Annotated in this window: 18 protein-coding genes; 8 read left to right on the forward strand and 10 right to left on the reverse strand. The window is 58.4% G+C overall.

Annotated features, from left to right (window positions below; genetic code table 11):
• Positions 1 to 23: 23 nt before the first annotated feature.
• The 5 genes from AABB31_RS13905 to AABB31_RS13925 are packed head-to-tail and all read right to left on the reverse strand — an operon-like array spanning position 24 to position 5,133.
• Positions 24 to 929, reverse strand: a complete 906-nt coding sequence (locus AABB31_RS13905) for a LysR family transcriptional regulator (RefSeq protein WP_342077567.1) — start codon at positions 927 to 929, stop codon at positions 24 to 26.
• 9 nt (positions 930 to 938) lie between these two features.
• Positions 939 to 1,982, reverse strand: coding sequence for a glycosyltransferase family 4 protein (locus AABB31_RS13910; RefSeq protein ID WP_342077566.1), 1,044 nt, complete (start codon positions 1,980 to 1,982; stop codon positions 939 to 941).
• Positions 1,982 to 2,962, reverse strand: a complete 981-nt coding sequence (locus tag AABB31_RS13915; RefSeq protein WP_342077565.1) for a glycosyltransferase family 2 protein — start codon at positions 2,960 to 2,962, stop codon at positions 1,982 to 1,984. The genes AABB31_RS13910 and AABB31_RS13915 overlap by 1 nt, the downstream gene beginning before the upstream one ends.
• Before the next feature lie 15 nt (positions 2,963 to 2,977).
• Positions 2,978 to 3,901: a glycosyltransferase family 2 protein gene (locus AABB31_RS13920; protein WP_342077564.1), complete on the reverse strand. Its 924-nt coding sequence runs from the start codon at positions 3,899 to 3,901 to the stop codon at positions 2,978 to 2,980.
• A gap of 2 nt (positions 3,902 to 3,903) precedes the next feature.
• Positions 3,904 to 5,133 (reverse strand): oligosaccharide flippase family protein, encoded by a 1,230-nt coding sequence (locus AABB31_RS13925; protein WP_342077563.1) that lies wholly within the window; start codon positions 5,131 to 5,133, stop codon positions 3,904 to 3,906.
• A gap of 197 nt (positions 5,134 to 5,330) precedes the next feature.
• Between AABB31_RS13925 and AABB31_RS13930 the strand changes: the two genes are divergently transcribed.
• Positions 5,331 to 6,554 (forward strand): polysaccharide biosynthesis/export family protein, encoded by a 1,224-nt coding sequence (locus tag AABB31_RS13930; RefSeq protein WP_342077562.1) that lies wholly within the window; start codon positions 5,331 to 5,333, stop codon positions 6,552 to 6,554.
• Positions 6,555 to 6,557: 3 nt separating this feature from the next.
• Here the strand turns inward: AABB31_RS13930 and AABB31_RS13935 are convergent, their stop codons facing one another.
• From AABB31_RS13935 to AABB31_RS13945, 3 genes are all read right to left on the reverse strand, one after another.
• Complete coding sequence (locus AABB31_RS13935; protein WP_342077561.1) at positions 6,558 to 9,068, reverse strand: ATP-binding protein; 2,511 nt, start codon at positions 9,066 to 9,068, stop codon at positions 6,558 to 6,560.
• Positions 9,069 to 9,098: 30 nt separating this feature from the next.
• Entirely contained in the window at positions 9,099 to 9,614 is a 516-nt protein-coding gene (locus AABB31_RS13940) for a molybdopterin-dependent oxidoreductase (protein WP_342077560.1), read from the reverse strand.
• 126 nt (positions 9,615 to 9,740) lie between these two features.
• Positions 9,741 to 11,129 carry a WecB/TagA/CpsF family glycosyltransferase gene (locus tag AABB31_RS13945; RefSeq protein ID WP_342077559.1) on the reverse strand — a complete coding sequence of 463 codons (1,389 nt, stop codon included), beginning with the start codon at positions 11,127 to 11,129 and terminating at the stop codon, positions 9,741 to 9,743.
• 252 nt (positions 11,130 to 11,381) lie between these two features.
• On the opposite strand from AABB31_RS13945, the gene AABB31_RS13950 reads away from it, so the two are divergent.
• The 6 genes from AABB31_RS13950 to mobC all read left to right on the forward strand — a co-directional run bounded on the left by AABB31_RS13950 (position 11,382) and on the right by mobC (position 16,729).
• On the forward strand, positions 11,382 to 11,996 hold the full coding sequence (locus AABB31_RS13950; RefSeq protein WP_342077558.1) for a response regulator transcription factor: 615 nt from the start codon (positions 11,382 to 11,384) through the stop codon (positions 11,994 to 11,996).
• A 109-nt stretch (positions 11,997 to 12,105) separates the two neighbouring features.
• Positions 12,106 to 13,548, forward strand: coding sequence for a GumC family protein (locus tag AABB31_RS13955; RefSeq protein ID WP_373634889.1), 1,443 nt, complete (start codon positions 12,106 to 12,108; stop codon positions 13,546 to 13,548).
• Positions 13,536 to 14,846 (forward strand): O-antigen ligase domain-containing protein, encoded by a 1,311-nt coding sequence (locus tag AABB31_RS13960; protein WP_342077556.1) that lies wholly within the window; start codon positions 13,536 to 13,538, stop codon positions 14,844 to 14,846. Before AABB31_RS13955 ends, AABB31_RS13960 begins: the two co-directional genes overlap by 13 nt.
• A gap of 302 nt (positions 14,847 to 15,148) precedes the next feature.
• On the forward strand, positions 15,149 to 15,433 hold the full coding sequence (locus AABB31_RS13965; RefSeq protein WP_342077555.1) for a helix-turn-helix domain-containing protein: 285 nt from the start codon (positions 15,149 to 15,151) through the stop codon (positions 15,431 to 15,433).
• A 120-nt stretch (positions 15,434 to 15,553) separates the two neighbouring features.
• A complete protein-coding gene (locus AABB31_RS13970; RefSeq protein WP_342077554.1) occupies positions 15,554 to 16,237 on the forward strand; it encodes a hypothetical protein in 684 nt (227 codons plus the stop codon).
• Between the two features lie 135 nt (positions 16,238 to 16,372).
• Entirely contained in the window at positions 16,373 to 16,729 is a 357-nt protein-coding gene (mobC, locus tag AABB31_RS13975; RefSeq protein ID WP_342077553.1) for a plasmid mobilization relaxosome protein MobC, read from the forward strand.
• Positions 16,730 to 16,767: 38 nt separating this feature from the next.
• On the opposite strand, the gene AABB31_RS13980 is transcribed toward mobC, so the two are convergent.
• Together AABB31_RS13980 and AABB31_RS13985 are read right to left on the reverse strand one after the other, a co-directional pair.
• Positions 16,768 to 17,094, reverse strand: a complete 327-nt coding sequence (locus tag AABB31_RS13980; RefSeq protein WP_342077552.1) for a hypothetical protein — start codon at positions 17,092 to 17,094, stop codon at positions 16,768 to 16,770.
• A gap of 36 nt (positions 17,095 to 17,130) precedes the next feature.
• Positions 17,131 to 17,340, reverse strand: coding sequence for a hypothetical protein (locus AABB31_RS13985; RefSeq protein ID WP_342077551.1), 210 nt, complete (start codon positions 17,338 to 17,340; stop codon positions 17,131 to 17,133).
• Positions 17,341 to 17,560: 220 nt separating this feature from the next.
• On the opposite strand from AABB31_RS13985, the gene AABB31_RS13990 reads away from it, so the two are divergent.
• Positions 17,561 to 18,331 carry a hypothetical protein gene (locus tag AABB31_RS13990; RefSeq protein WP_342077550.1) on the forward strand — a complete coding sequence of 257 codons (771 nt, stop codon included), beginning with the start codon at positions 17,561 to 17,563 and terminating at the stop codon, positions 18,329 to 18,331.
• Positions 18,332 to 18,508: the final 177 nt, after the last annotated feature.

Here is an 18,508-nt window from a genome sequence, read left to right on the forward strand (position 1 = left end):
TTTATTGGCGCGATAAAGATTTTCTATTCTCTGGCTGATTGGGCGGCCTGCATCGCGAGGTCAGCAGCCTTTTCAATATAAAGGGTGGATCTGTCCTTGTGGAAGCAGGATGAGAAATCCAACGGCGCTGCGACCCAGGAGCAATCAACCTCGTACAAGCGCCCCGCGGCCAGATCTGCCGTGTAGAGCTGCCGCGGCAACAACGCGACCCCCATCCCGTCTGCGGCCATATGACGAAGGGCCGTCAGGCTGCTGGAATGCACAACCTCATCAGGGCTGAGCCTCTCATCCAAAAGATGGCGTCGCAAGCTGCGCGATGCCAGTGTGTGCTTGCCATGTGACATCAGCCCATGCGCAAAAACGCGCGCAAAATCAGGCCGGGGCCCAAGAGAATTTGAAATGGTCTCCGACGCCACCCAGCCATAGCGATAGCTGCCAAGCGAAACGCTGGCGAAAGCACTGTTTCGCGTGGGGCCGGTCAGGATGGCGAGGTCAATCTGGCCCGCCGACAGGTGCTTTTCAATCTCGACCGACAAATCCACTATCAATTCGACGCGCAAGGCAGGATATGTCTGCCTTAACATCCGCAAATAACTGTGCAGCCACGTGGAGGCCACAAGTTCCGTCACACCCAGCCGCAGCTTTTCGTCGATAAGGTCGCGCCGGTCTGCGACCTCCAGCAAGGCCTCGGTTGAACGCAGCACGGTCCGGGCTGCTGCCACGACCGCGCGCCCTTTGTCGGTCAATTGAACCGAACCCGCATCACGGTGCATCAGGACCGTTTTCAACGTATCCTCCAGCGCCGCAATCCGCACCGATACATTCGGCTGGGTGGTGCCCAAGGCGGTTGCGGCCTTTCGGAACGTCCCAAGGTCGGCGACAAACACAAGGGCCTCGATCTGTTTCAGCGTGACTTTGTTTCTGATCATAGGGGTACGCTATGATAAATTTTTAGTATCCACCATGGTTGGAAAAGTGTCCTGACGTTCCGGCAGGACGTGATGCTGTGCAAGCAGCCATTGCCAGTCCTGTCTGTTCTCTGATCCACGTATTGCGCCGACATCACGGGTCGCAACCTGCCCGGTGTCACGCGCCAGATTCGCGATTTTCTGCGCCCAGTCCGTGACATCGGCGCCGTTCAAAAGGTCCGCGCCAATGGCGCGGTGATCCTGCAAACCGTCGATATTGCTGGCGACAAGTCGGCGCCCCGCTGCCAATGCCTCGATGGCGACCAGACCGTAGGCTTCCCAGCGCGAGGGCATCAGAACTGCATCGACCTTGGCATAGGGTGCCGTTGGGGTTGCCGCAAAACCTTCAAAGATGATCCGGGGGTCGCCGTCCGCCAAGGCGCGTAAGTTGGCACTCTCGGGCCCGTCGCCAAAGATGGAGAGGCGCAGATCAAGACCTTTGACCTGCCGAAATGCCGTGATCAGCGTATCGAAACCCTTTTGCCGGTCCAGTCGCCCAATGGCCCCGAAATGGGTGATCGGGCCGATGCGCGGCGGCAGGCCCGCAAATGGGGACAGATCAACATAGGATCGAATAACCGACAGCTTATCGGGGCTGACAAGCTGCTGACCTGTCAGCCAGTCGGCCTGTCCCTTGCTGACCGCAACAACCGTGTCGAATAGTCGGAACGCGCAGCGCAACAGGCAGAAAAACCGCCGCTGATGCGTCACATTATGTTGAACAAACCCGGCCGTGTAGCTGTGTTCGACATGAATGATCCGGGAAAACGGATGGCGCGCGCGGAGTGCGGCAAGCGCAGGCAATGTCCGCCAACTGATCGACAGATGAGACACGATGACGTCTGCCGTGATGCGCCGGGCCGAGACCTGCCCGCGCTTGACCTGCATTATCCGGTGGTCCGCGTCCTGGGCCAGATCCTGCGATTGGGTCAGGTGATCCAGAACCCGCATCACGCCGCCCGCTGTTGTGTCGTCAATCAGATGAATGACCTGTGGTTTATATGCTTGTGCCATTATCCACGCCCCATCCGCAGCGCCGCCAGACCACGTAACGTCCCGGCCCCGATGACACGCATCAGCATCATGGCTGCATATGTCTCAACCGATTTTCGCGGCTCTTCGACGAACGTCTTCTTTGATGTCTGCAGCCACGACGCAGCCCAGTATGTCGCCTTGGCCACGTCCAGGTCGCTGATGGCGCGACGGCACAGATAGCGATGCTGGTACGCCCGCGCGATCGGCGCGTGTTGGGCAAAAAAGTCAGGGGCAAGTGGCGTCAGTTTTTCGATCATGCGTTCCCACGCCGCCAGTTGTTGGTCCGTACCTGCTGACAGTCCGCCCTGATTGATGCGGTAACGGGTTAGCAAGCCCGGCACGCCCTCAAACGCCCAGTCAGTTGTCAGGGCTATCCGCAACCAGCATTCGATATCTTCGGATTGGCGGAATGTTTCGTCGAAATACCAGTCCCGTTTGCGCTCGTGCTTGGGCCGATAGGCAATCTGGTCAAAGACCGCGCGTCGGATGACCGGGGCTGATCCGTTCCCGATCGGGTTACGCTTGAGGATATGGCTTGCGGTGATGCCACGCAGCCGGGGGCGCTGGGCCTGTTTCATCAAACGGCCGTCGTCATGCATCAGGGACGAGCCTGCATAGCTGACGCCGACATCGGGCTGTTGATCCAGGTGATCGACATGGGCCGCCAGTTTCGACGGTTCCCACAGATCATCTGCATCGCAAAACCCGATATAGGCCCCTTGCGCAACGGCAATCCCACTGTTGCGCGCGCCTGCCAGACCCCGATTGGGTTGCCGGATGATGCGCAGGCGTGGATCGCTGGCAAAACTGCGGGCGATTGCGACGCTGTCATCGGATGATCCATCATCAACCACGATGATTTCAAAGTGATCATATGTCTGCGCAAAAAGGGCGGTCAGCGTGTCAGCAAGCGTCGCGCTGACATTGAAGGCGGGTACAATAATTGAGACGCATGTCATCCGGGGTATCCTTGTTTATCGAGAAAAAAGCGTGCGCGCGACGTTGCGCGGCAAGACGAGGTTGCAAATTGCGGCGATCAGCGTAAGCGCGCCGCGCCGCGGAGGTGTCAGAAAGCCACGGGGGCTTTGCAGCATGCCCAACAGGGCCGCCTTTGCCGCCCAGCTGCGTGCCAGCCCCATCCGCAGGGCGCGGCGCGCCAGATAACGGTAGTGCACCGCTTCCGCCCTGCGCGATGCAGTCACGCCAAAGCCCAGCGCGGTTTTGATCGCATGCGTCCGACCGGCCTGCATAGCTGACAGATCAGCGGACAGGCCATTGGGGCTGCTCCGATACCAGACATGCAGGGACTGTATGCCAGTGATGATACCGCCCTGACCGACGATGCGGATCAACCATTCAAGGTCTTCATTGTGAACGACTGCCGGATCCAACCCGCCAAATCGGTGCAGGCTGTCCTTGCGGATGCTCAGGTTGGACATCGTGCAAACCGGATTTTCCCCCAAAAGCATGTCGATTGTCAGGGGGCCATCCGGTACGGTCGAGCGTACATGTGCCAACGCCGGATCATCGCAAAAGAATGCGATCTGGCCAAAGGTCGCGTCGCAATCTGTTGTATCAAAGACGTGCATGATATCGGTCAGCTTTTCATCCGCCCAAATGTCGTCCGCATCGCAAAAGGCGATGATATCGCCAGCAGCGACATCAACGGCGCCAGAATTCCGGGCGGCGCTTGGCCCTTTGCCGGGGTTGCGGACCAGTTTGATGCGCCGATCATTGCGCGCGACCTCTGCGATCAGCTTGGGCGTCAGGTCGGTGGACCCATCGTCCACACAGATCAATTCCCAGTCGGGGCGCGTCTGCGCGCGGATACTGCGGATGGTTTCGAGAATGGTCGCCGCTGCGTTGTAGCACGGCATGACAATTGAAAAGACAGGCATGTTCAGACCTTTTCCGGGGTTGGGCCAAAGCTGGCCAGAATAACGGGGAGGGAGGCGAAAGACATCAACACAAAGCACGCCACCGCGTAGCCGGTCGCGACGGCCAGAAGGCCGTAGGGGACCAGCAGCACCGTGCTGCACACCAGACCAAGCGTGATCCCAATTGTTCCGATTAACTCGGATTGCGGACGTCCCTGGCTGCGCAACCAACCTGCTGCGGCCGACCAAAGGGTCGTTGGTATGGCGACAAGGCAGAGTACTGCGACAATGCCCGCGACCTCATCCCATCCGGGGCCGAACAGGATCGGCACATAGATCGGGGCCAGTGCATATTGGATCAGCACTGCAGGGCTGATCAGGCCAAGCCCCAGCAGCATGCTTTGCCGCAAGGCTATCGCCTTGTTTTGCGCCCTGCTCAGATACGGAAACAGCACCGTTGAAAACGCGGTCGAGAATGCGTTGGACAGGCTGAGCCCTGCATTAAACGCCATGAAATACAGCCCAAGCGCGTCCGCCCCCATGAAGGCACCCACGATGATCTTGTCGGCCTGAAGACGCAGCGCCTTGACGATCTCGACACCCAGAACCGCCCATCCAAACTGGATGAAAGGGCGCAGCGGGGCAAAACCTGCCTGAACTTCGCGCTGCCACGGATGCAGACGCCGCATGGCAATCAGCCAGATTGGCGCCGCCAGAAGCCGCGGCAGCACAAGGGCAATTGCGCTGGGCCAGACAAATACAAGAGCGGCCGAGATCAGATTGGCACCCACGACCTGCGCGCCGGCGATCCCGGCGGTCGCGCGCAATTTGCCTGATCGCATGGCAAGCGCCGCCTGCACCAATCCGGCGGGCATGGAAAGGTACTCCGCCGCCAGGATCGTGATCAGTGCAAATAGCATCGCACTTCCGCCCGTTGCGAAGATTGCCGCACCGATAGCGATCTGCACCGCAAATAGCCCGACACACCACGCCCAGAAGATGCGATGGGCGGTCGCGCATGTGGCCGCAAGGTCCGCATCCCGTGCTGCTATGATCCTTTGACCGACACCATTTTCGGTCACGGATTTGAGGACATCACCGGCGGCAAAGGCCGCCGCCGCCAACCCGATTTCCGTCAACTCCAGGCTGCGCGCAACCGCAATGACCACCAGCAGACGGGATGCTTTCGATGCCACCTCGGACGCGCCATAGGCGAACAGGTTTTGCGCAAGTATTTTGGTGGTCCATGACATCAGCAAGGGCTTTCTTTTGTGTTGCCTTGTCTTAGCGGTTGTGATGCGGGGCCGTCTTGGTCCTGTACGGTCAGCAGATTGGGGCAAACGGCACGCGACCTACCCTTACGGATAGACACACCCCCTGATTGCATCATGGACCGGTGTTCAATCTTCGCATAACAAGAGTGAAAAGTTTGATGTCAGCAAAAGGCAGTATGCCCGTGCGTTCGTATATTCCTGTCTTTGCAGCCATGGTGCTGGGTAACTGCGCAAGTTACGACGTCCCCGACAATCTGGAACCGGTTGCCATGGGCGACGGGTATCAGGCGCAGTATCGCGATATTGATGTAGCGCGCAGTGATGCGGGTTTCCTGCGCTCTAGGGCGATCAATGCACGCAAATGCCTGCCCCTACGGGGCGGCATCGAAGCACAGCAAAATGGCGGCAAGGGATCGGGGCTTTCAGCTGCCGCACTTGCGGGCGAACGGCTGACCCGCAATGATCTGGTTGATATCCGCGTTGGCGATGATGAGACGTTCAACGGCGATTATGTCATCTCGCGCGATGGGACGCTGAAACTGCCATTCCTGCGGCCCATCCCCGCACAAGGACGGACAACGGACGAGATCGAAGATGACATCGCCCGCCAACTATTACGTGATGAATTCTACGCAGACCGTCCGCGCATATCGGTGCGCATCGCTGATTTCGCGTCGGTCACCGTCGGGGTATCGGGGGCCGTTTTTGAGCCGCATTCAGTTGAAATTGGCGGGTTGAGCGGTGATCAGATTGATGGCCGCCGTCAGGATGCGCTGGGCGCATCAAGCGAGGGGCGCAACCTGTCAGTCGCGTTGCGCGCCGCTGGTGGCGTGCGTCCTGATGCGGATATCTCTGCGGTGAAAGTACGCCGGGGCGCTTCGGTTTATACCATTGATATGCGCGGCGTATTTGTTGGCCAGAATGTTGTCGATATCATGCTGCTAACCGGCGATGAGGTCGAAGTACCCAGCCGCCAGTGCTTTCAGGAAGACCTGATGCGGCCCAGCCCGATCAGTCCGCCCGGTGTCAGCATGTTCTTGTCGAACCTGACGCAACCGGCGACCAACAATGCGGCGTCCGCCATTGGGCAAACCGTACGCGAGGTGCCTTATGGCACCCGCTATATGCAGGCTGTCATCGACAGTAACTGCGTCGGTGGCGCACGTGGGACCAGTGCGGACAGATCATCGGTGCTGTTCTCGCGCAATCCGGTGACGGGCGTATCAGTGGTCATTGAACGCGATATCGAAGACCTGTTGCGCCGCGCGGATCGCGATGATTTTGATCCCTATCTTTTGCCGGGCGATGCGCTGGCCTGCTATGATAGCACCGTCACCAACGTGACAGAGGTCGGGCGCGTGATCGGGGTCATCGGCGCAGCCGCCCTGCTGAGCCAATAGGGGCTAAAGCCCTTGTTCGGTTTGGTCCCAAACTGCCTTGATATTGCCGATTGCGCCGATCACCGCTGATATATCGCCGGCCTTGGCTGCGTCTTCGACGGCAAGCAGGGCGGCGCGATAGGCATCTGCCGAAAACACGCCCGCACTGCCCGCGACCTTGTGGCATCGGTGCGCAATATCGCCTAGCGCTGGCAGCGGGTCCTGCTGCAGCCATTGATGCAGGTCGGCTGCCTCGGCCACGAACCGTGCTGTCATTGCGGCATATGCATCCTCGCCCAGGACGTCGCGCATTTCGTTGCGCTGTGCGGTGTCAGCTTCGACAACATGCGCCTGCAGCGTTTTAGCGGCGATCTTGCTGATCTCCGCGCGCATGGCCGTTCGCGATAGCGGCTTGATCAGGATCCCATTCATGCCGTCCTCGAGAAACGCCGCCTGTTCGGAGGCCATGGCATTTGCCGTCAATGCGATGATCGGGACCGTGGCGCAGGCGCCATCCCCATTACGGATGGCCCGTGTCGCTGTCCGCCCGTCCATCACGGGCATGCTGATATCCATCAGGATCAGATCAAACGGCGTATGCGCCGCAATTGCGACAGCGACCTTGCCGTCATGCGCCTCTTCCACCTGACGGCCATCCGCGCGCAGCATTTCGCGGGCAACCGCGCGGTTGATCTCGTTATCCTCGACCACAAGGATGCGAAGACCAAGCAGAGGCTCTGTCGAGGATGCAGGCTGTCGGGGCTCGGCGATGGGGTCTGTTACGGTCAGCGGCAATCGTACCTCAAATGTACTGCCAAGGCCCGGCGCGCTGTCAAATTCGATTTGTCCAGCCAGTGCCGCAACAGACCTGCGGACAATGCCGAGGCCGAGGCCGGTTCCGCCAACGTCCCGGTCATAGGCGATGGTTCCGGTGACGAAATCGTCAAAAATCCGTTCTTTCAGGTCATCATCAATCCCCTGGCCCGTATCGGTCACCCGAAAGATCACGTCGGCAATATCGCCGCGGCGGTCGGCGACCGCGACAGTGACGGACACTTTGCCATCGGGGGTGAACTTTACCGCGTTCCCAACAAGGTTCATTAGGATATGCTGGAGTGCGTCAGGATCCGAGCGGACCCAGTTTTGAGGCGGGCCAATCCAATCCAATTCAATTGTGGTGTTTTTGGCGGCGGCCAGACCACTTTGACTATCAACGATGGACTGCACCAATGTGGCGATGCTCAACGGTTCATCGCGCAATTCCACATGCCCCACATCATAGCGGGACAGATTGAGGACATCCGTGACGTGCTGCAACAGCAAGTCGCCGGATGTTTCCATATTTCTGGTATAGCGCAGCTGACTTGGGTTCAGCTTTGTGTCCTGAAGCAGGGTAAGGTTGCCCAAAAGACCGTTCAGCGGGGTGCGGATTTCATGGCTCATCGTGGCCAGAAATTCGGTCTTTAACCGATCCGCCGCCAAGGCGCGGTCGCGGGTCGAAATCAGCTCTGCCTCGGCTTGGACGCTGGCAGAGATATCGCGCAGGAAGGCCACAAAGATCGTGCCTTCCTTGGTTTCGGCGGTCTGGATGGCCAACTCGACCGGAAAGACCGACCCATCGCTATGTTTCGCCTCAAGCTGCACGCGCCCTTTGCCAACGACACGTTTCTCGCCGCCCGCGCGCATGCGGGCCATGCCGGCATCATGCGCGTCCAGCATGTGGTCGGGAACAATCAACGGGCCGAGGGACTTGCCCAGAACGTCCTCGGCCATGTGGCCGAATATCGCCTCGGCCGCAGTGTTGAAAGCAAGGATATGGCCATCCTCATCCGCAACAATCACACCATCAAGCGAGGTCTGGATGACCGTATCCATCCGCGCCGCTGTCTCTTCGACCTCGTTCTGGCGCTGGGTGCGTTGCGCGTTCAACTGGCGCAGGTAAAAGACCGCCGCCCCCAATGCGGCGATCAACACAATCACGACAAAGGCAAGCTTGATCAATGTTTGCGCAAATTCGGCCCGGCGCTGGTCTGCATTGACGGTAAAAGCGTGTAACGCTGCGGTGGTCATGGTGCGCAGGGCAGGCCGGGTATTTGCGACACCGGTTTCAATGACCGGCAGTGCGGAAAGCAGGCGCGCATCATCTGCATCAATCAAGGGGACCGTCTGATCCAGAAAACCGCGCACCTTGGCCAGCGCAGTGGCGTAGTCCGGATCGTCAAGCAGGGATTGATAGATTGCCGCAGTCTCGATTGTTGCGATGCGGCTGTAAAAGATATCGAACCGCTTGCGCATTTCGGCAAGGTCCGGGTCTTTGCCCGCCGCAACCCGGCCAAGTTTCGTTGAAAACTCCAGGAATTCGACCTCTGTCTGGGTCACGCTCCATTGCAGATTGTCAGACCGGGCGGATTCGAGGTTTTGCAGATCCTCCGCGACCGACACCGCAAGAAAGGCGATGGCCCCCAGAACCACCAACCCGACAAGCGCAACATAACCTCGGCGAAGCCAATATGTGGGCGTTCTGCCAGCCTTCAAATCCAAATCCTCTTGATGACGGCAGGTGCCTTACTGAACGACCGCCAACCGGTCGAGTTGCCAGATACTGCGCGAATACACGACCTCGGTCCGGTAATCTGCGCGGCTATCATAGGGATAGACGATCCATAAAGGGCCCTTGTCGCGCACAGACATCGTCGCACCATTCATCTTATAGGCGATCATCGGTCCACCCGCTACCGCGTCTGAGACGGGAATTTCAACGCTGTAATCATTGATCGCAGTTGCGACAATTGTGCCGGTCGTGACACCAAGCTGCGTAAGCAGCGTGTTCAGCGCGACGCCTTCGAAAACCTGCGGACCGTCTGTCCAGATCGTTGTGGTTTCGATTGTTGTTGGGTCGATTTGCGACAGCATTTCAATATCGAATTGGGCCGTCTCACCGCTGTTTGTGGCTGTGATGTCGCCGCTGACGGTCAGCACCACGGTGTCTTGTGGCTGTGCAAGTGTGTCGGCAAGGCCTGACGATGCCAACGCGCATGCCAACGCCGCCGCCACTGTAAGGTGTTTCAGAAATGAGGTCATGTGTCTGCTCCGGCAATGGGGGTTGCAGACATCCTGTCATGAAAGTTTTGACAACACATCAAAGCATAGGGATAGCCACCTACCCGTTCGGATAGGTGGCGTCGTTTTCCGTCGAAAATGCGTGGGTCAATAGGCGCCGCGGCCCGATGCAACCGCCCGAAAGGTCATCAGGATCACAAGCATATCGAGCAATATGGTCCGCGAGCTTGCATAAGCCAGATCCATCTCGATCATCTTGTCAAAGCTGATATTGGCGCGGCCCGATACTTGCCAGATCCCGGTAATGCCGGGTTTCACAGCAAGCCGCCCGAACGCTCTGGCAGGGTATTGTGCAACTTCGCGGGGCAGCGCAGGCCGCGGCCCGACAATCGACATCTCGCCGCGCAAAACGTTGATCAATTGCGGCAACTCGTCGATGGAACTGCGGCGGATGAAACGACCGACACGGGTGATCCGGGGGTCGTTTTTTGATTTGAAGCACACGCCTTCGCGGTCTGATCCGGCGAGGATTTCGGCCTGTCTGGCCTCTGCATCTTGATACATCGACCGGAATTTCAGCATCGAGAACCGCTCGCCATTCTTGCCGATCCGGGTTTGCCGAAACAGGGCCGGTCCCTTGGTTTCCATCCTGATGGCGATGGCCGTTGCGGCAAAAACCGGTGCAAGGCTGATCAGGGCAAGCGTTGAGATGCTAACATCCATCATGCGGGCTGCGATATGGTGTTTTGGGGTCTGCGCGACCGCCTTGGTCGCGGCACGGGCAAGAAATGTGACGTTCCCGATAAGATAACGTTTGGCCAGGCGCTTGGGCTCCATCGCGAGGCGCCAGACCCACTCCATTTTCGCCCTGCGGACAAGTTTGGGCGCTCTTTTGACGTTACCGGCCAGAAAGTCCAACGCGGCCCCGACGCCAAGGCAGAGTGATGCATCCAGTTGTTTGGCATAGCGGTCGATCCACATTTCCTGCATCGGCACGCCCATGGCGACAATGACGATATCCGCGCCACTGGCGTTGATGTCTGCGACGACCAGATGCGGATCAAGTGCACCCACAAACCCGTCACGTGTGCCTGCAATCTTCAGATGCGGCATGGTCGTCGTCAGGGTTGCGGCGGCGGCCTCGGCCGTTCCGGGGGTGCCGCCGAAAAGATAAACCGATTTCCCCATATCGGCCGCCTGGGCCAACAACAGCGGTATCAGATCCGTGCCGTTCAGATTTGCGGCCAGCGTATCGCCCGTCATCTTACCCGCCAGCTTTACGCCGATCCCGTCAGGCAGCAATACATCCGCCCGGCGCACCGCATCTGCGTATTTGCGATCCCGGGCCATGACGTTGCAGCAATGGGCGTTCATGAAAAACGCCGTGCGGCGGCCTGGTGCGAGCAGGGCGTCGATTGCGGTGCCTTGATCCGCATCGACCAATGTCAGATCAAGTGCGGGCAGGAACGTGGTCTTTGTTCCGGTACGCGGTGTCATCGGTGTGGCGGCCAGAAAGTCGAATTTTGTATGTTGCATCGGTCTTATCCGTAGTTCGTTTTGCGATTGCCCTTAGGGTGTTGGAAAGGTGGCAACCGCTCAACGAAGCGACGGGACAGGTCGGCGGGTCAGATGCGCAGGACGTGTCGCAACTGCGCTGAATGAAGCTCAAATTTTCGGAAAATCTATCCGGACGGATAGGCTATATGGCCGGATTTTCTGATGACGCAGCACACTTAATAGGTGTATTGTCACTCTGCGCCCGGGCGCGTGTGAGAAAAGGAAAAACCAGTGCGCGTATTGATTGCCGACGACCATGATCTGTTGCGGGACACGCTTGTCCTCTATCTGCAAAGCGAAAGCGGCATGGAAACAGAGGCTGTCGGAACACTGGATGACGCGCATGCGCGGATCATGGCAGATGAGCCGTATGATCTTGTCCTGCTCGACTATAACATGCCGGGCATGAATGGGCTAAGCGGGCTGACCCGCACCATGGACATGGAAGGCGGCCAGCGTGTTGCACTGATTTCCGGCGAGGCAAAACGCGACATCGCAGAACAGGCGCTTGAGGCTGGGGCGGCCGGTTTTGTGCCCAAGACGCTCTCTGCCAAATCCATGATCAATGCCGTTCGGTTCATGGCCATGGGCGAGCAATATGCGCCGGTCGATTTCATGACAGCGGTGGACGAGACCCCAAGCAACCCGCTTGCAGACAAGCTATCAAGTCGCGAACTGGACGTGTTGAAAGGGCTGACCGAAGGCAAATCCAACAAAGAGATCGCCCGCAATCTCGATATCACCGAGCCGACGGTCAAGCTGCATATGAAGACCCTGTTTCGCAAGGTTGACGCCTCGAACCGGACACAGGCGGCCTTGATCGCCCGCGAGGCTGGTCTGTTCTGATCTATCCAAACGGGTAGCTGCCCTGTGCGGTTGCACCCCCGATAGATGCTTTCGGGCGCGCGCAACACCAAACCCAAACCGCTAATGTTGTCTGGCAAGGAGATGCCAAATGACAACAGCGATACATCCACCACTCACGAACCCGGCCAGCCCAAAAAACAAGGGGCGGTTACGGCGCGTTGTCATGGGCGGCAACCTAGGCGATTTGGGACGCCTGCCACGGTATGTCGCGTTTGCACTTCTTGGCGGGGCGGTGATCTGGGGGCCAATCACCGGCTACCTGAAAACCGCCCCGCTTACCTACAAATCAAGCACCTCACTGATCCTGCCCGGATCAGGTGCATCCGCATCAATGAACCTTAACGGCATCGGCCAGGCCTCGTCTTTCGCCAACTCTGCCTTTGCAAGCAATGCGGTCAGCCCAACAGAAACATACAAGCGCCTGTTGAACGCCGATCGCATTCTGGATGCTGCCGCTGACAGTCTGGACATCTCTCGCAGCGATTTGGGTAAGCCGAGGGTCAATCTGGTTGATCAGACCAGCCTTATCCATTTTGAGATGACAGGCGGATCACCCGCCGAGGCCCAGTCGCGCGGTGATGCCATTCTGTCAGCATTCTTTGCAGAGTTGGACGCGCTGCGCGCTGATGAGCAACAGACCCGCGAGGACAGCAGCCTTGGGGCCATTCAGGATTACCGCGCGTCCGTTGCCAGCACCCGGACGGATATAGAGATGCTGCAATCCTCGACCGGGCTTTTATCTGTTGCGCAATATGATGCGCTTCTGGCCCAGAACACCGTACTGGAAGCAGCATTGCGCAACCAGCAGGCTATCGCATCCGAAAAAGAGGCCGCAGTAAGAACGCTTGAACGCAGCCTGGGGATTGGTGTGGCGTCGGCTGCGGTGACCCTGAAATTGTTTGCCGATGATGAATATCGCCAATTGCTGGATCAGGCGGCAATCCATGCCGCTGCCCTCGCGGACGCCCGGTCGCAATACGGCGCCAATCACCCCAAGGTGCAAGAGGCGCGTCGCGCCAAGGGGCAAGCCGAGGGGGCCGCAATATCCCGCGCGGTCGCTTTGACGGATTTGTCAGCGCAACAGCTTACCGGGCTGGATGTGGCGCCCAACGGCGAACGCGCCGCATTGCTGGCCGATCTGGTTGAGATGAACGCGCAACATGCCGGGGCGGTCGAACAGCTTGACGCGATGCAAGAACAACTGACGGCGCAGACCGCGCGGCTGGATCAGATGGCCACCGCTGCCGCCCGGCTTCAGGATTTGCAGCGCGATTTCTCGGTTGCCGAAGCGGTGTTTGCATCAGCTATCGCGCGCAGTCAAACAACGAAATCCGATGTTTATGCCTCCTACCCATTGGTTCAGGTCCTTGAAAATCCGTCCCTGCCTGAAGCGCCGTCATCGCCCAATCGCAAGCTGGCCGTCGCAGCGGGTGGTGCCGCGACCCTGATGATGCTGTTTGGTTTGTTGCTGGGCTGGACGCGTTCGGCGATCATCACAACGCTGATCCGGAAAACCACATGCGCCCGCTAAGTGATATGAACCCCGCAGAGCGGCTGGCCTTCAGGACGCTTGTGTTCACCTGGCAGCTATATGCGCTTGGCGCGCTTTACGTGGTGGGGCCGGTTCTGGCCTGGATCCTTGGTGGCTTGGCGGCGCTTTCATTATTCCTTGGCCCTGCCATGCGCAAGGATCTGGCCGCCACCGGTCCGATTCCGCCGGTTGTCTGGGCTTGGGGCATTGGGATGCTGGTGATGCTTGTTGCCTTATGGGTCGGGCACCTTGACTGGTCGATGGGGCTAAAACAGACGATCAAATCATCCATTGGCTGGGCCAAGGGGTGGGCCTTGATGGCGCTGTTTCCGCTTGCCGGGGCTGTCCTGCCAATCCGTCGCGCGGTGTTGGTACGGGGCCAATGCATTATCGGCCTCGGCACCTTGATCCTGGCGCCCATCCTTTTGGCGGCACCCTATATTGGCCTGCCAGAGAAGATATTCACATCACCCCTCAAAGCCATTGGCGGCCCGGGTCCCGAGTATTTTAGCGTTTACTTTTTTACCTACGACCCGGCCAGCTGGACCCCCCGATGGCAGTTCTATGCGCCATGGTCGCCGTTTGCGGCCTTGTTGGGGGTTGTCATGATCCTCTTTGCGCTGGAAGAGAAAGTAATCAAGTGGAAGGCGATTGGGATCGCAGCTGGTATTGTGATGATCTTCGCCTCCAAGTCGCGCATGGGTCTTGTGGGTTTGGTTGCGTGTACCATCGGACCGCGGATGATGCCGCTGCTGTTGCGCGGATGGGCGTGGCAGATGGTGGCGGGGCTGACCGCATCACTGGCCATCATCGGGCCCAGTTTGGTCGCGGCTGCCAGCGACGCGGTGGCGGCATTCAAAGGCGCGCGCGCAGATAGTACACGGGTCCGCGAAACCCTGCAGCGGATCGCGGGTGAACGATGGATCAACGAAGCATTCTGGTTCGGGCATGGACGGGTCCAGCCGGGTCCTCATGTGGTTGAATATATGCCGATTGGGAGCCACCACACATGGTGGGGGTTGCTGTTTGTCAAAGGTGTCGTGGGTATGCTGGCACTGCTGGTGCCATTTGTCTGGCAAACGCTTCTGGCGCTCATCGATGCCGCCAAGGGGCCGCGGGGTCGGTTGCCTCTGGGCATCATGATGACCTTGACGCTTTTGTCCTTTGGCGAGAACATCGAGATTGAGGCATATATGCTGTGGCCCGGGCTGATCGTTCTGGGCATTCACGCCCGCGAGATGGCCACCGACCAACAGGACGCAATTGAACCAGGCGCTTCAGCGCTGCGAATTCAATAAATGAGGTGGATGACTGGTGCCCAGGAGAGGACGCCCAAACCCTTTTCATTCAATACGTTAGCATATCAGGATAGTATCCACATAGTAAATTCAAATGAAAACAACGCCGCAGATAGTCCTCGCAACGGCGTTGAAAGTGCAAATGAAGCCGGTCAGCTCCGCAATATAGGTACCAAATCCAGAGAGTTTGCCGCAAGCGAGAATCTGGGAAAGCTCTCCTGGACGGATCAAGCGCCGTTGGCTCTCTCTGGTCTAGTCTTCGCGGTTCGGGATGCGCCGCAATCAGTACAAGGGATTATGCTATGAGCGTTCGCCTTGTACACGGTGGGCTCCCCTCAGACATCACTCCCTACCAACTGAAGCGATTTCTAAAGCGGGCCAGAGTTTCGCTTGGCCATTTAAAGGGGGCGATTGAATATCTCGTCTTTGCCATCGACAACTGTCAGCCCTCCGATTTTCTTCAAGGCAGTACCTGTGCGATCTGGCATTCTCTGGAACGGCTTGCTCAAACCTTCGGGCTATCGAAACGGCAGGTTGGACGGATCGAATCGGAGCTTGTTGACGCGGGTTTGATTCGCCGTACCTAGCCCGGGCGCAACGGTCGCCCCGGCGACCGGGTTGATGGTGTTATCAAGCGGGCGGCGGGCATCAACCTCGCCCCATTAATCGAGCATGCTGAGTATGTTCGTTTGCTGGTCCGCCGCCAGATGCAAACCGACGAAGAGCACAAGCGCCTGCGCGAGCATATTCAAGGCCTGTTCCGGCAAATCAGGGAGCTGGGCAATGCGGATGCTGATGAAGCCGCGACCTTGACCCTACCCCGTCGTCGGCCAACAAAACTCACCGACATCGCCAAAATTCAGGAAATCGCAGAAGCGCTGGAAGCCGTACTTTCCGATTTTTCGACAGATTGCGGTCAGCCAGAGATGTCCGTCGGGTCAGCCGAAAATGTCCGACTCAATACGAACAAAGAAAAGAAAATCAAAACTTGTATGGCTGAGAAGCCGATGGAAGTACCCCCGTTGAACACCAGCCCAGCTCATGCCCGGCTGCTGGCTGGACCGCGGTTGGACGAGTACGTTGACCTGTATGCCTGCGGTAGTCCGCCCGACTGGCAAGCGATCACAAGGGCTGCGCATGACCGAGCCTACGAGCTGGGTGTTTCTAGCCGGTTGTGGCGCGAGAGATGCGTTCAGCTTGGCGAGGCAAGGACCGCGCTTTGCCTGACTGTAGCAGATCTAAATTCGCAGCGTAGTGGTCCTTTTGGCAGGAAGAACGCAGCCGCTTCCTTTGCAGGGATGACCCGAAAAGAAAGCCAACCGATAGCCGTTCTAGACAGCTTGATCGGAGAGCTGACAGGCGCTTTGATCCGATCAGGTGGCAATCCATGAATAGTCGTCGTGCGCCCCAAGAGGAGAGAGAGAAAGGTTACGCGTGTGGCTACACCGAACGCACCTTGGAAGGGAATGGGCAAGCCCTTTCCCCTTCACCCCAAACCCACGCGCCAAGCGCGTTAGAAGGCTGCCATGAGCAAGAGTAAGCTGGAGCCGCGTGCGATCCGCGAGTTGGTCCTGCGGGTACGTTGCTCAGAAGCAGAACGTGCGACATGGCTTAGGAAAGCGCGCGCTCAGGAGCGGTCTCTCTCCGACTATGCTCGACATGTCCTTTCAGCCGAACCAATGCAGCGGCGGGCGCGGCCACCGGCGGTCGATCCGGCGCTGCTGGCGGCGGTCGGACGTGCCGGTAACAACTTGAACCAAATCGCACGCGCCATGCACACGGATCGCAAAGCCGGGCGGCGCATTGACTTGGTCGCCGTCTACACGTTGTTAATGGCATTGGACCGCGAGTTGGCTGAGATCGTAGCGGAGCATTCCCGATGATGGTTCGCTTTTTCTCCCATGGCGACGGCTCGGGGCGGTCAGCGGTCGAGTATCTCGTAGCAAAGGAGGTCGCCGCCTATACGGAAGACCGCAAGCGCATCCCTGGCAAGACCGTCCGGCGAGATGTGGCCCCAGAAGTACTGTCTGGCGATCCCGAACTGACGAGCCACCTGATCGACAGCCACACCCGCAAATGGAGATACACGTCGGGCGTGGTCGCGTTCCATGCTGAGGATGATCCCTCGGAAGCACAGCAGGCCGATGTGATGCGGGATTTTGAGAAAGCCGCGTTTGCGGGGCTCGAAGCCGATCAAGCGAATATCCTCTGGGTTCGTCACCAGCACATGGGCAATGTTGAATTGCACTTCCTGATCCCGCGCGTCGAGCTTTATGGGAACCGATCATTCAATCCCGCGCCGCCAGGGTCGGAACGCTTCTTCAACGCCTTTCGTGACTATTGGAATGCCCGCGAAGGCTGGGTCAGTCCCGAAGAGCCAGGGCGAAAACGGATGGTCAAACCTGTTTTCGATCTGGGCGATCGAAAGAGCATCAAGGAAACCATCCAGACTTTGATGCTTCAGAAAATTGAAGCTGGCGAAATCCGCAATCACTCGGACGTCCGCGCTGCCTTAAGCGAACTGGATGACCTCGAATTCAAACCATTGACCGAGAAACAGCTTGAGAAGCGCCGCAAGGCCGATGCCGAAGAAGCTAAAGACGGTAAGCCACGCCGTCGCGACACCCGGATTACCATGCGTCTTGCAGGCACCTCGGACAGCCGGAACACCTTCAGATTAGAGGATCGCATTTTCCATGAAACCTGGACCGCAGATGAATACTTTGCTGCAAAACCTGCAAGCGAAGGTGGAGACGCAAAGCCACGCCACCGAAGAGCAGACCCAGCAGTTGTTGAACGACTTCGAGCAGCGTTTGTCACAAGCGTTGAACGCCGCGCTGAGAAAAATCGATCACGATATGCGCGCCCTCGAAAGGCAAAGCGGCTCAATCTACGACCGGACGACCCACCAGATCGAGGCGCAGGCCAGCAAAATTCGGGACGCGACAGCGGCGTTGGAACAGAGCCGGAAGGAATGGCGCACTGTGACCTGGAAGACGATGCTGCCGACCTACCTGGCGGGAGTTTTTCTGACCTCCTGGGTGCTCTTGATGGCCGTGCAGCTAACCTTTCCGGAGCAACCGTCGAGGATCGAAACACCGGGAGTGGCCACATTTGGTCTGGAGGGGACGCGGGTAACACATGGCCTTGGCGGCTTGGTCCAAGTGGTCAACCTTCCGCCCGGCGTAACACTGGCAAACTGTCCGGTACCAAATCTGGGCGGAGGCGAAATTTGCGTCAAAACAGCCAGAACGAGGCAAGCTATGTCACGCCATCAATTGACGCCCTTCGAGACAGCATTTTTGCGCGCTGTCGAAGATCTGAACGCAACCTTCGAAGAAGGTTTGAAGAGAGCGAGCGCTTCCCCGAAAGAGTTGGTAAATTTGCAGAACGCGTTCGAACGGTTCACGGGCGACTTAGAGAAGCGCTTGAGCGGCTTGGAACAGCGGCAGGAAGAATTGCGTCAGCTGTTGGAGACTGGTTAATACGTCGAGCTGAAGTACGGACCCATTCGCCACAAGGAAATGACAAACATAAGGTCGAGCGGGCGCTCTCGCGATCGATGGGACCGGGACTTTGAAGGCAACCGTCGATAACTCTTAGAACATGAGGGAACGGTGCTGAAAAAATGATCTTTGAGCGGCCCTCATCAGCGTAGAACA

Source organism: Yoonia sp. SS1-5 (assembly GCF_038443705.2).
GTDB lineage: Bacteria > Pseudomonadota > Alphaproteobacteria > Rhodobacterales > Rhodobacteraceae > Yoonia > Yoonia rhodophyticola.